A 14,629-nucleotide genomic window follows, 5' to 3' on the forward strand; every position below is an offset into this window, starting at 1 on the left:
ATTTAAAATAGTCGTTTTTAGTTAGACTATCTTACATACTATTTGTTACTTAAAAAAGTATAAAAATTACTTTATTTGAAATTACTCTATTACAGATTAATAATCTATTTTAAGTTAAGCTGTTACAATAAATTTTTCAAGTAAAACTATATCATAATCAGAGTCAATCTCAGCATTACCATTTACAACATTAACAATTTTTCCTGAATACTCATCACGCAACATAAGACCATCTTTGAAAATAGATGACACATTTATAGATTTTTTTCCTTTAGGAAGCTCAATACCCACAATGATTTTATCCTCATCTCTTACTCGAGAGAACACTAATCCGTTATCTTCAGAAATTAGATGGTGAACTCCTGCTCCAACGGCTGGATGTTTAGCTCTAAACTGACCCAACTTTTGCCAATGCATTAAAAGTTTTTGAGTTTCTGGATTATTTTTTGTCGTATCCCAGTCCATAAGTGAGCGCAAATTAGCATCTCCTGTTGCACCTTCAACAATAAGTTCCCTAGCTACTTCATCTCCATAATACACTTGAGATGCCCCTTGAGTTAAAAGTAGCATTGTAGCTGTTTTGTATGGCATCTTTCTTTCTTTATCAAAAGGTTGACCATCGTCATGTGATGACATATAATTTAAAACACTATGGCCTTTGAGCTCTCCATTTAAGGCATTGTTGTACTTCTCAAAAACGTTTTTAACAGGCATTTGCTTAGCATTCCATTTAATCTCAAAATTGATAAGGGCATCAAAAGCATTATCGAAATAATTCATAGTTTTGTCGCCCATATTAAAGTCTTTCCCGTTTGAAATGGAATAGTTATACACTTCACCCACTAAATAAAAATTTGTGTCATCAAGAGCCTTTTCAGCGTTATTCTTTTTATATTGATTAAAAGCATAATCGCACTCTTTTCTAAACTCTTGCCACACAAACTCTTCTGTATGTTTTACTGTATCTACACGATAACCATCTATACCAAAATCCGAAATATAATCTGTTAACCACTTCATGATATAAAAACGTGGCGCACGAGGATGGCCAGTGCGCTTAAAGAATTCATCAAGCTCTTTCACCTCTTCTTCATAGCGTCCTTCTGCTTTCCATTTGGTTATTAATTGTGGAGGCAAGTCAACATTTTTATTGCTTTCTGTCTTAATGTCTGGAAGGTTTTTAACTAATGTACATGTGATAGTGTTTTCGTAATTAGTGTATTCGCATTGTGGTTCTGTACGTACCCAATCACTTGGCCAAACAGGATCTTTTTCGGTTACAGGACCTGTATGATTGATGACCGCATCTAAAAGCACTCGTATACCTTTGCTATGTGCAGCATCAACTAATTCTTGTAAGTCCTGTCTAGTCCCGAGATTAGCATCTATAGCCGTCCAATCTTTGGTCCAATAGCCATGAAAACCATAACTCTTTCCAGTACCTTCGTCTGTACCTCCGTGAATTTGCTCCACGATAGGTGTCATCCAAATGGCATTAATCCCTAAATCCGTAAAATAGCCTTCATTGATTTTTTGTGTTACACCTTTTAAGTCGCCACCTTTAAATCCGCGTAAAACTGCAGCATCATCTTGACGTCCATAATTTACATCGTTAGAAGTATCTGCATTATTAAAACGGTCCGTTAAAAGGAAATAGATATTTGCCGCTTCCCAAGGAAAAATATCCTGAGATATCTCTTCTGTTTGGGCAACCTCTCTTGAGTTTGCGTCTTCTGATTGATTTTTGCAACTCACAAAAAGAATTGCTAACACTAAAACAATGCTTAATTTTTTCATTTATTCTTTAATTAAAATTTTATAACCCCAAGTACTCAACTCTTGTGCATCTCCATTAGCTTCAATTTTTTTATTAGACATATAATCTAAATAGGTTCCTTTAGGGATAGAAATTTTGTTTCCTTCATCTGAAAGATTCCCAACAAATAAAATTGTCTTACCAGCTTTAGAACGCTCAAACATTAAGACATTTTCTTCTGAATCTAATTGCTTGTACGAAGCAGCTTTTTTTCCTCCGTTTAGTGCTGAATTGGTATTTTTAAGCTGCCCTAGTTTTTGAAGTAACTTCCATGATTCTCCTTTGTCTTTTGGGAAGGAATCCTTCTCAAAAAACTTTAATCTATGGTCTAAATCGTATTCTTGTCCTGAGTAAATCAGTGGCATTCCTTTCATTGTAAACGAAAGCGCTGTCATCAACTCACAAGCATCACCCATACGTTCCTTTATAGTTCCGTTCCAAGAATTTTCATCATGATTGGTTACAAAATTCATTAAGATATCATCAGCTTCATAATCTTTGGAGATTTTTTCTAAATAGGCATTATAATCTTCTAAAGACTTTTCGCCTTTAGCTAGAGCATTCATTAAATGATGTCCGTCCCATGCGTAAGCCATATCAAACAAATCTCCTTTAAGTAATTCAGGCTCCCAAGCTTCTGCTAACATGAAAAGGTCTTTTAGTTTCCTAAGCTCGGGAACAGCTTGTTGCCAAAAATCAGTTGGTACAGAACCTGCAACATCACATCTAAAACCATCTACGCCTTCTTCTGTAACCCAATAACTCATATCGGTAATCATTTCTTTGCGCATATCTTGGTTATCGTAGTTTAAATCCGCTACATCAGTCCAATCTGTATCTTTTGGGTGAATGACTTCTCCCTTTTCATTTTGTGTATAATATTCTGGATTAGTTTTAAGCCATTTATGGTCCCAACCTGTATGATTTGGCACCCAATCCAATATGACATAAATATCATTATCATGAGCCGTTTTCACTAAATCTCTGAAGTCTTCAATAGTGCCAAATTCTGGATTAATCTTTGTGAAATCCGTTACTGCATAATAACTCCCTAAATACTTTGCTTGTTCTTCTTCTGGGAATTCTGAAGCAAACTTGCTATCAGCTCCACCTGTAGCTTTACGTTTAGTTTCTGAAATTGGAAAAACTGGCATTAACCAAATTACTTTTATGCCTAGTTCTCTTAACTCAGGAATGTCTTTAGTGAATTCGGCAAAAGTACCTTCTGGAGAATATTGACGGATATTAGCTTCGTAAATCACAGCCGATTCCATAATGTCATTAGACATTGGTGCAATTACTTTTGTTTCTTCTTTTGTCTCTGTTTTCTTGTTTTTTTCATTTTTGCATGCTAGAAAAAGCAAAAAACTTAAAACGATGAGGCTTAATTTTTTCATGATTGGTGATTATTATAATTTTACTTTAATTCTTTTTTTGGTAGCTGTATTCCAACTTATATCTAGGGTTAGTGTTTTATATTTTGAGTTGTATTTTCCTGTAACTTTCTCTCTACCAACAAGAACTTTTTTTGGCTTTTTATTTAAATTATGAACTACAAACTCAATAGTTTTTGATTCCGTTTTATAATTTAAAGCTGTTTCTGCTTCAAAATCTATATGTAGCCAGCCTCCTTTTTTTTCTGCTTCAAATTCTAAAATTTGATATTGAGATTTCTCTATAGGATTGACTGTATGGCCATCATCAAAATAAAGTTCACGTTTAGATTTTTTTATTGAATCATCGTAATAATATTGTAATTGAAATACATTGACATCATACTCTTTTGTCGACTGCATGGATTTTGCTAATGGGATAAAAGCACCTGCTCTTACATAGGTTGGTATATATGCAGGATGAAGCTTTACCGTCTTGGTTACTCCACCTTTAATAATTTCGTCAGTTTCAATATTAAACCAATTTGAAGTTTTAGGAAAGTATATCTCTTGCTCCGTTTTACCTGCTTCTAATACAGGAGAAACTAAAAAGTCATTACCCCACAAATACGCTTTTGAATAATTAAAGAGATTAGAATTATTTGTCTCCTCAAAAAATAATGGTCGCATTAGAGGTGTTCCTTCAATATGATTCTGAGCCATTAGATGATAATTATAGGGCAGCATTCTGTAGCGCATTTCTATCGCAAACTTTGCAAAACGCTTTGCTTTTTCACTTCTAAAAACAGGTTCGCTTGGTACTTCTTCTTGAGCGTGTGGTCTAAATATTGGTTGAAAAACGCCATATTGCAACCAACGTGCATACAACTCGTCATCTAAGTTTGCCCCTGCAAAACCACCTAAATCGCTATGCATATAGCCCAAACCTTGCATACCCATTTGCAATGCAATTTCTGGTTGACTTTGTAAACCTCCCCAAGTTCTATTTACATCACCGGACCAAGGTACCATGCCGTAACGTTGCGAACCTGAATACCCTGCTCGCATAAGTATAAAAGGCCTTTTATCTGGACTAGCTTCTAAACTAGCTTCGTAAACTAATTTAGCCCAATCATGTCCGTAAATGTTATGGACTTCATCTGCTGAACCTGTTGCATGTTTCACCCAAGTCGGATGTACTTCTGGCTCTCCTAAATCTCCCCAAAAACCTGTTACACCAAACTCAGATAATTCTTTATATATATCACTAAACCACTGGCTACCTTCTTTTTTATAAATATCTACAATTCCGGTATTTCCGAAATAGAAATCATATTTAGCAGGGTTACCTATAGAATCTTTTGCCAGAACGTTCTTCTCAACAGCTTCTTCCCAACGATTAGATGTGGTTAAAACAAAAGGTTCTGTGATAAGAATTGTTTCTACATTTTGTGACTTTAAATCCTTAATCATCTGCTTAGGGTTTGGAAAAGAATCTCTATCAAACTTGAGATTTCCCATTGTGCCTTTAATCTCTTTACCAAACCAGTACAAGTCAAGAATTATGGCATCAACTGGTATTTTATCTTCTTTAAATATATTTATAGTCTCTAAAGTTTCTTTTTGTGAATGGTACCCGAATCGGCTTGAAAAATTACCCAAAGCCCAACGAGGTAACATGGGTTGTTTTCCTGTTAAGTTTGTATAATTCTCAATAATATCATACCATGAATTTCCTGCTATTACTTGGTAAGTTTTACGTCCAGAAATGGTTTCATATGTTAACGTATTGTCATTTTTACTATCAAAATCTAAATACCCAATTGGTGCGTTATCAAAGTGAATCATATACTTTTTAGATGATAATACAATTGGCATCGTATAGTTCATCAATTCACTTTTGGTTTCGTAACCATAATGTGCTCTATTAAAAAGTGGTAAACGATTGCCACGTCTATTCATCCCCAAAGCTCTTGCGCCACCACCATATAAAACTTCGTCTTTAGTAAGGTTAAATTCTATTTTTTCGGTTTCATCGGCAACAATGTTTCCTGCAACCATTTCCATGGATTGATGCTGACTTTTATAGTAGCCTCGTTTTTCTGATGTAATAAGCTTGCCATTATAAGAGTATGAAATCTGAAAAGGTGCAGTCTTGATTAATACGGATAATGTGTTACTCGAAAAAGAAATAGTATTACCAACATATTTGTATGATGTCTTAACCTGATTAGGTTTCATGACCACAGCATGGCTTTCTGACTTTAGGCTTTCAGCTTTTGGAATAAACGTAGTTTCAATAATATTATCTGAGTAAAATTGAAACCTATAATTACCATCATTAGTGATAACGGTAAAAATGTTGTTTTCTTCACTATGCGATTTATAAACTCGGTCTGGGTTTTGGGTAAAACCGAATTGAAATAGGAATAATGCTAATAATATATAAAGTGTGTTTTTCATAAAATTGATGAGATGCTGAATCTAGTTTAGCATGACAAATTAGAGTTTAAGATTAATTTTTTCTTAACAAGAATAATAGTGGCTTATCTAAGCGTTTGTTCCATGATTGCTCTGAGTGATTGGTGCCATCAAAAAACAGATTTCTAAAGTCACTTTCTGTATATCCTTTTGCTTTTAAAACAGCATCTACATTTGGCGCAAATTTTGGATAATATTGATCTAGTGTTTTATTACCATAATCGAAATAAAACTTATGCTCTCCTGCGCTTGGCAAGTTTTCTTTCATATAATCGAAGATAGCTTTAGGGTGTGGATTATTTGGGGTTGGCATTGCGCCAGGCCAATGTGTAGAAAGGCATGCAGCTCCACCAAAAACATCAGGATATTCTACTACTGCGTACATAGACATTAAGCCTCCCATACTCGAACCCCCAACAAAAGTATTGGCTTTGTCTGTATAAACAGCATACTGTTTGTCGATGACTGGTTTTAATTCTGTAGTTATAAAACTTAAATATTCATCCCCTTTAAAATCGATATTAAAATTACTCTTCCTAGCAAGTGTAATTAAAGAGTCACGAACTTTTTCATTCATATAACTCATCGCCTTTTCTGGATATAAATCTTGCCAACGTATTTGAGGAATATTATGAATCCCTACAACAATAAAGTCTTTTGTGATGCCTTTTTCCATCATCTTACTTGACCATTCATCAACCATCCATTCCTGTTTATTCCATGTAGTAGTCGCATCAAAGAGATTTTGACCGTCGTGCATGTACAAAACTGCATACTTTTTGTCTTTTGAATAGTTTTCTGGTAGCCAAACATCGACTGGTCGTGGCTTAATAAATTCTGAAGGAAAAGCTTCTACCCGATGTAAACTACCTGCAAATAAAACTGCACTATCTAATTTCTGAAATTTGATGTCATTAGCCATTTGCGCAGTAGCAGTAAAAGACAATATAAAAGCTAGTAAAATACATGTCTGTTTCATATTAATTAATTTTTGTAGTTAACAGAGTTACACCTTTAGATTTGAGTTCTATAACATCTCCCCAAAGCTTTTCTTCTCCTGTAATAATGTTCTTTAAAGTTTTTCCTTTAAGTCCCATTTCTGATTGATAATTAAGGTCTATTGTAATTATGTCTTCATTCTTATTTAGAATTAAAACCACAGTCTCATCTCCAAATGTTCTATACATAAAATACGTACCAACAAATGGTGCAAAATGAACTGTTTTACCTTCATGAATGGCTTTACTATTCTTCCTGTAGTTGAAGAGTTTTTTGATGAATAGTTGCATGTCTTTTTGTGCTTCTGTTAAGCCCTGACCTGTAAATGCATTTACTGCATCCCCATCCCAGCCACCAGGAAAATCTGTACGAATCAACCCGTGGTCTCCTGGAATTTCAAAATCATTCATCAAGATTTCTGTACCATAATACATTTGCATAATTCTTGGCATTGTTGCATAAGTTGCCATCGCCATTTTAGTATTTACAACATCGCCATCCATTTGAGTAAAAATGCGACTCATATCATGATTGTCAGGAAAAATCATAATGTCCTTTGGGCTGGCATAATGGAAATCGTTTGCTAAGCCTTCATAGATTTTTACCAAGCCTTTATCCCATGATTCTTTTTCTTTGATGGCGTCTACGACTTTCTTCTGCATTGCAAAGTCCATCGTAGATTTTAAATTTGAATCATACCCATCATTGTTTTTAGCACCTTCTTGCCAGTAACCTATGAGCAGCGGATTATAACTCCACTCTTCACCAACAATAGTAAAATTTGGATATTCGGTCATAATAGCACCAGCCCAATCGCTCATAAATGCTTTATCTGGATATGGATAAGTATCTTGACGAATGCCACCTAACTGAGCAGTTTCTATCCACCAAATGCTATTCTGAATAATATATGTTGCCATAAACGGGTTCCGTTGATTTAAGTCTGGCATTGTAGCAACAAACCAACCTTCGTTGTTACCTTTTTTATCAGCTTCAGAAGCATATATATCTTGATTTGTTGTTCTTCTATGGTTTGAATAAGTTGTATAACTATGTCCCCAATTTTCTTTATTCTCTTCAAAATTTCGCTGAAGATTTAACCAGTCTTTAAATGGTAAATCTTTCATCCACCAATGGTATAAACCACAATGGTTAGCCACTTGATCCATAATGAGTTTCATCCCATTATCTTGTAATTTTTTTGAAAGCGCTTTATACTCTTCTATAGTCCCAAAACGTGGATCTATCTGGTATAAGTCTGTAATAGCATAGCCATGATATGAACCCTCTTGCATGTCATTAATAAGCATGGGTTGAGGCCAAATTGCAGTAAATCCCAAATCTTTGATATAATCTATGTGTTTTATAACCCCTGATATATCTCCACCATGTCTTGCATAGCTATTTGTTCTATCAATAGTACGTTCTAAAAGTTCTGGTTGACCTTCAATTCCTGAAGGTGAATCATTTTCTATTGTAGCGTTTACAAAGCGGTCTGGAGTAATTAAATAAACAGCATCACTGCTATTAAAACCTATATATTCTTCAGATGGTTTTAATCTGTCTTTTAACTCGTAAGTTGCAATAAGGGATTCGCTATTTTCTTTTTCGAAAGTTATATTGAATTTCCCCGAACTCGCTTTTGAAATATCTAAATCAATAAACAAATAGTTATTACTATTATCTCCTTTTGAAACTTTTGCAATAGATACACCTTCGTAGGAAATACTTGGTTGGTAATCAGCAATATTTTGATGTTTCACTAATAGTTGTAAGCTATCATTCTCGAAACCTATCCACCAATTTGGTGGCTCAATACGCTCAATATCATTTTTATTAATTAACTCTGTTTTATTTTGAGAATTACTATTGACATCAGCGTCTTTACAAGAAACTACTACTTTAAGCGATAATAGGATTATCACAAACATTCTGAAATTAAACGTCTTCATGAGTTTAGGTATTAAAAAAGCCTTATGAAAACATCACAAGGCTTATAATTATAATCTATACAGTAACTAAACTATTTGGGCTTATAGTTACTGATTTACCATTAACTATAATGTCTATATTGCGATTACCTTCTAGCTCAAAATGCGTATGTCCTTTACACGCATTAACTCTAAGTATTTGATTTCTGAAGTTAACTTTAAAAGAAAACGCCTCCCATTGCTGAGGAATCTTAGGCTCAAAAGATAAGGTATCATTTACAATACGCATACCCCCAAAACCCTCTACAATACTCATCCATGTACCTGCCATTGAGGTAATATGCAGTCCTTCTTCAACTTCATGGTTATAATCATCTAAGTCTAGTCGGGATGTTCTTAAATAGAACTCATAAGCCTGATCCATACGCCCTAACTTTGCTGCTTGAATACTATGTACACAAGGTGATAAAGAACTCTCATGTACAGTGAAAGGTTCGTAAAAATCAAAATGACGCTCTAGCTCTTCATTTGTAAATTGGTCTTCAAAAAAGTAGAATCCTTGAAGTATATCTGCCTGCTTAATATAAGGTGAACGTAAAATTCTATCCCAAGACCATTTTTGATTAATTGGTCTCTCTAACTTTGGTAAATCTGAAACAGTAATTAATTCCTTGTCTAAAAAGCCATCTTGTTGTAAGAATATTTTTAGATTTTCATCATAAGGGAAATACATATTATCTGCAACAGATTTCCATTTAGCTAATTCATCTTCAGATAAATTAACCTTACTCATTATTCTATTATAATCTGATTGATACTCTGTTTTGACTTTATCTATACTTTGCATCGCATAATCAATACACCACTTAGCAATGTAGTTAGTGTACCAGTTATTATTTACATTATTTTCGTATTCGTTTGGACCAGTTACTCCAAGAATTACATATTGTTCTTTTGCTGTCGAAAACGTGGCGCGTTGTTGCCAGAAACGCGCGATACCTATAAGGACTTCTAATCCTTTCTCAGGAATATAACTGTAATCTCCTGTATATCTGTAATAGTTAAAAATGGCAAAAGCTATAGCACCATTTCTATGAATTTCTTCGAAAGTAATTTCCCATTCGTTATGGCACTCTTCACCATTCATGGTTACCATTGGATACAACGCAGCTCCGTTTGTAAATCCTAATTTCTCAGCATTTTCAATAGCTTTGTCTAAATGCTTATAACGATACTCTAATAAACTTTTAGCAACACTTTGGTCTTTTGTTGCCATATAAAATGGTATACAATAGGCTTCAGTATCCCAATAGGTACTTCCGCCGTATTTTTCGCCAGTAAAGCCTTTTGGGCCAATATTTAATCTTGCATCTTTACCTAAATAGGTTTGGTTCAATTGAAAGATATTAAATCGTATACCTTGTTGCGCTTCAACATCACCATCTATAGTAATGTCGGACATGTTCCAGATGTTTGCCCAAGCTTGCTTCTGTTGTTCTAAAAGCATCTTGAATCCTAAGTCTGAAACTTGGTCTAATGTGCTTTTGGCAACATCTACCAATTGACTTCTATCATGGTTTCTATCAGAGTTATAACCTCCGTATTTGGTAATTGTAAATGTATCTCCTTTAGTGACTTCTTGATTATAGCTAAACGAAATCATATCTTTAAAAGCATCAACATCTGGTTGTGCTTCAATAGCTTTATTATTTATAGTCAATTCTGTTTGCATGTATGTACAGACGTAAAAATCTGTTTTCATAGTTCGAGACACTATGAATGCTTGATTATCTTCAAAATCTATACTTAATACATCCCAAAATTTGTCATCCCAATTAGAATCTTCATTGGTAATACCATTATCTAAATATGGTGAATAGTCTATTCGCACATCACTATTAACAGGAGTAATACAATATTCAATAGCACCTATTTCATCAATATTTAAACTCAAGAAGCGTTTAGTATTAACCTTTACAGTAATATCATTTTTGAGCGTCACAGTAAAACTACGAGATAACCAACCTTCTTTCATGTTAAGCTCTCTTCGGAAACCTTCAACAGATTTACATTCTGCCAAATCTAATTGTTCACCATTGATATGTACATTAATCCCAATCCAATTTGGAGCATTAAGTACTTTTGCGAAATATTCTGGGTAACCATTTTTCCACCAGCCAACTCTTGTTTTATCTGGGTAATATACCCCTGCCACATAACTTCCTTGAAATGTAGCTCCTGAATAATGCTCCTCAAAATTAGCACGTTGCCCCATAGCTCCATTACCCAAACTCATTAAGCTCTCCGATGATTTTACTCGGGTAGCATCAAAACCTTCTTCTATAATTGACCAAGGGTTTGGTTGTATATAAATATTATTCATTCTCTTGATTATAATATCAGTGATTAGCTGATTTAATTGATTTTTTTAGTCACTTTATCTGAAATAATGGCCTCAACAAACTCTTGAGGCATTTCTGTAAAATCTTTAAACACGTAATCTGCTTCGTGCAGTACGTCTTTTTCTCCAATACCAATAGATATCATATTGGCTGTATTTGCCGCTTTTACCCCTGCAACTGAGTCTTCGAAAACTATACAATCTTGTGGCTGCATATTTAATAGTTTTGCTCCTAACAGAAAGACTTCTGGGTCTGGTTTTGCCTTTGCTACATCGTTACCGTCAACAATAGCATTAAATTTTTCTAGCAAACTCACTTTTTCTAAAATGGGTCTTGCATTTTTACTTGCTGAACCTAAGGCTACAGCTTGATGTTTTTCTTCTAAAAATTCTAATACCTTAGAAACATCTGGAAGAATTTCTGAAGCGTCCATTTTACTAATGTAGTTCAAATATTCTTCATTCTTTTTTGCCATAATGGACGTAAACTCTTCCTGTGATAGTGTTTTTCCTCCCCACTCTAATATTTTTTCGAGAGAACGAACACGACTTACGCCTTTGAGTTGTTCGTTTTCTTCATGAGTAAAATCTATACCCAATCCATTAGCAAGCTTTCGCCATGCAAGGAAATGGTATTTAGCAGTGTCTACAATAACACCATCTAAATCAAATATGAATCCTTTTTTATTCATTAATTTCTACTATTGCTTTATCATTTACTGTTAGAGATATTAAACCCGCCAATATCATAGATACACCTCCTATGAGTAAAGCATACACAGGTTGATTATCAAAAAAAGTTGACACCAAAAATCCTAAAATAGAAGCAGCTACTAATTGAGGAATAACAATAAAAAAGTTAAAAACACCCATGTAATATCCCATTTTTGATGCTGGTAATGCACCAGATAACATCGCATAAGGCACAGACAAAATACTTGCCCAAGCTATACCAACACCTATCATTGGCAACCACTCCACTGTAAATGTCGTAGGATTAGTTATAAAATAAATAGACATTAAACCTAACCCTCCAGCTACTAAAGCTAAAAAATGAGTGAATCTTCTACTGGTCTTTTTAGCAATTAATGGCAATAAGAAAGCTACGGCTGCTGCAATAATGTTGTAATTAGCAAACATTTCACCTACTTGATTTGCTCCTGTATTATATGCCTCTGAAGTTGCATCAGTTGCTTTATAAATATGTTCTGTTACTGCACTCGTAGTATATATCCACATTGAAAACAACGAAAACCAAGAGAAAAACTGTACCCAAGCCAATTGTTTCATAACCTTAGGCATAAACTGAAAATCATTAACAATAGTTACAAAACCATTATTGTAGTTTTTACCTTTTTGCATAACTCCAGAAATCATTAATACAATTCCTCCTAGAGATATCAACCCAATTGTTAGCACGTATAAATCTTTCTTTAAACCAAAAAAATAAACACTATAAGTCGCAATAATTCCAACAATTAAGGTTATAATTCCTTTGATTAAATGTGATTTTCCATTGGATACAAACCATGATTCTGGTCTTTCCTCCTTAACATAGTTTTTATCCTTAGCTTCCTCTTCTTCAAAGGTTTTCATTTCTTCTGGAGAATATTCTTTCGATCGAAAAACAGTCCATAATACAGCTATTAAAAAAGCTGCTCCTCCAATGTAAAATGAATATTTTACAGAATCTGGAATTACACCTTCAGGTGCTGTATTAGCAACTCCAAAATAAGTAAGTATATTAGGAAGCTTGGAGGCCACATAAGCACCGATTCCTATAAAAAAACTTTGCATTGCAAACCCCTTAGTTCTCTGACTTTCTGGAAGATTGTCTCCAACAAATGCTCTAAAAGGCTCCATTGAGACGTTAATAGATGCATCCATTATCCATAACATTCCTGCTGCAAACCAAAGCACTGGTGAATTAGGCATTACAAATAGAGCCAATGAAGCCAATATAGCTCCAACAAGAAAATAAGGACGACGGCGACCAAGTTTAGGATGCCATGTACGATCACTAAAATAACCAATTATTGGTTGAACAATTAAACCTGTTAAAGGTGCTGCAACCCATAGGATTGGAATGTCTTCAACTTCGGCTCCTAAAGTTTGGAAAATTCTACTGACGTTAGCATTCTGAAGGGCAAAACCCATTTGAATTCCTAAGAAACCGAAACTCATGTTCCAAATTTCCCAGAAACCTAGCATACGCTTTTTCATTAATAGTATATTTAAATTAATACTATTCTGATAAGCTTATCTTATCAAAACTTTATCATTGAGAAGTGAAAATATAAGTTTTGATTTGATTACAAAGTTAGTAAAGTATCTGAAACCGCCAAATAACTTAATATTACTTTGTTGATTCACGCTCAATAAGTTCTGAAGCAATTATCTGTGTTTGGTAACTTTCTTCATCTTCATCATTCTCTAATTTATCTATTAGTAAACCAGCGGCCTTTTCACCCATAAGTTGCGCATGTTGGCTAACTGTACTAAGGCTTGGTGTGGAGTGTTTGGACAAAACACCATCTGTAAAACCTATAACTTGTATATCATCTGGCACATTAAAACCTAAACGTCTGGCAACGCGCATTGCAGTTAAGGCGTAAAGCTCATTAACGGCAAAAATACCATCAATAGTTTTGTTTGTTTTAAATAATTGCTCGATTTCTTTTTCAAGCGCATCAAGATTTACTTCATAATTAATATCATCATCAAGTTTTAAAATTAACTCAGCTTTTAAATCTAAACTATAATTCTTAAGTGCTTCGAGGTATCCTTGCGTCCTTAATCTACCTACACTCACATAATCCTTAGTAGTAATTAGAGCTATATTTTTACAGTTATTTTCTATTAATTTTTCTACTGCATTTTTAGCACCTTCAAAGTCATCAACAATAACCTTATCGCATTGTATTTCACTAACGACGCGATCAAACATAACAATTGGCATCCCTTGATTTATGGTCTCATCAAAATGATGATAATCTTGCTGCTGCAATGTTTCCTTTGACAAGGATATAATAAACCCATCAATACTACCATTAGCTAACATTTCCATATTAATAACCTCTTTGGCAAATGACTCATTAGACAAGCCTATAATAACGTTATAACCTCTTTGGTTAGCCACTAACTCTACTCCTCTTATGACTTTAGAAAAGAAATGATGGACAATTTCAGGAATAATAATACCGATAGTGTTCGTTTTTCTATTCTTAAGACTTAAAGCAATATTATTTGGTTTGTAATTGTATAATTTGGCAAATGCCTGTACTTTCTGTTTAGTATCTTCACTAATCTCAACACTATTCCTTAGAGCTTTTGAAACAGTTGAAATTGAAACATCAAGTTCTCTTGCTATTTGTTTTAGGGTAACTTTTCTTTTCATTAGGCTTTCTTTTTTCTTTTACCAATTTTAATCAAAAACAATTACAATCATGTTTTTAGCAATGCAAACATCGTAATTTAACAATGTCTCCATTACGGAATTCATATTTTTTTACGAAATTATCTACTTTGTTAATGTTTCTTAAAAAGTTTTTAACACGAAAACGTTTTCGTAGTGATTATCAGTGTTTTTAACACTTTCGACACCCTAAATTTACATAAATTTAACCCG

General features: G+C 34.0%; 9 protein-coding genes. All 9 read right to left on the reverse strand.

Translation table 11 applies throughout. The features are described from left to right. Positions 1-114: 114 nt before the first annotated feature. A complete protein-coding gene (locus Q0770_RS13070; protein ID WP_299117701.1) occupies positions 115-1,797 on the reverse strand; it encodes an alpha-amylase family glycosyl hydrolase in 1,683 nt (560 codons plus the stop codon). Beyond that, positions 1,798-3,213 (reverse strand): alpha-amylase family glycosyl hydrolase, encoded by a 1,416-nt coding sequence (locus Q0770_RS13075; RefSeq protein WP_299117703.1) that lies wholly within the window; start codon positions 3,211-3,213, stop codon positions 1,798-1,800. 12 nt (positions 3,214-3,225) lie between these two features. Continuing rightward, on the reverse strand, positions 3,226-5,652 hold the full coding sequence (locus tag Q0770_RS13080; RefSeq protein WP_299117705.1) for a TIM-barrel domain-containing protein: 2,427 nt from the start codon (positions 5,650-5,652) through the stop codon (positions 3,226-3,228). Between the two features lie 52 nt (positions 5,653-5,704). Continuing rightward, positions 5,705-6,649: an alpha/beta hydrolase gene (locus Q0770_RS13085; protein WP_299117707.1), complete on the reverse strand. Its 945-nt coding sequence runs from the start codon at positions 6,647-6,649 to the stop codon at positions 5,705-5,707. Between the two features lies 1 nt (position 6,650). Beyond that, positions 6,651-8,621, reverse strand: a complete 1,971-nt coding sequence (locus Q0770_RS13090) for a glycoside hydrolase family 13 protein (protein ID WP_299117709.1) — start codon at positions 8,619-8,621, stop codon at positions 6,651-6,653. A gap of 55 nt (positions 8,622-8,676) precedes the next feature. Beyond that, on the reverse strand, positions 8,677-10,983 hold the full coding sequence (locus tag Q0770_RS13095; RefSeq protein WP_299117711.1) for a glycoside hydrolase family 65 protein: 2,307 nt from the start codon (positions 10,981-10,983) through the stop codon (positions 8,677-8,679). 32 nt (positions 10,984-11,015) lie between these two features. Beyond that, positions 11,016-11,693: a beta-phosphoglucomutase gene (gene pgmB, locus Q0770_RS13100; protein WP_299117713.1), complete on the reverse strand. Its 678-nt coding sequence runs from the start codon at positions 11,691-11,693 to the stop codon at positions 11,016-11,018. Then, positions 11,686-13,224 carry an MFS transporter gene (locus Q0770_RS13105; RefSeq protein ID WP_299117715.1) on the reverse strand — a complete coding sequence of 513 codons (1,539 nt, stop codon included), beginning with the start codon at positions 13,222-13,224 and terminating at the stop codon, positions 11,686-11,688. Before Q0770_RS13105 ends, pgmB begins: the two co-directional genes overlap by 8 nt. Before the next feature lie 133 nt (positions 13,225-13,357). Continuing rightward, on the reverse strand, positions 13,358-14,398 hold the full coding sequence (locus Q0770_RS13110) for a LacI family DNA-binding transcriptional regulator (RefSeq protein ID WP_299117717.1): 1,041 nt from the start codon (positions 14,396-14,398) through the stop codon (positions 13,358-13,360). Between the last annotated feature and the right edge of the window lie 231 nt (positions 14,399-14,629).

Source organism: uncultured Winogradskyella sp. (genome assembly GCF_947501905.1).
Taxonomy (GTDB): Bacteria; Bacteroidota; Bacteroidia; order Flavobacteriales; family Flavobacteriaceae; genus Winogradskyella.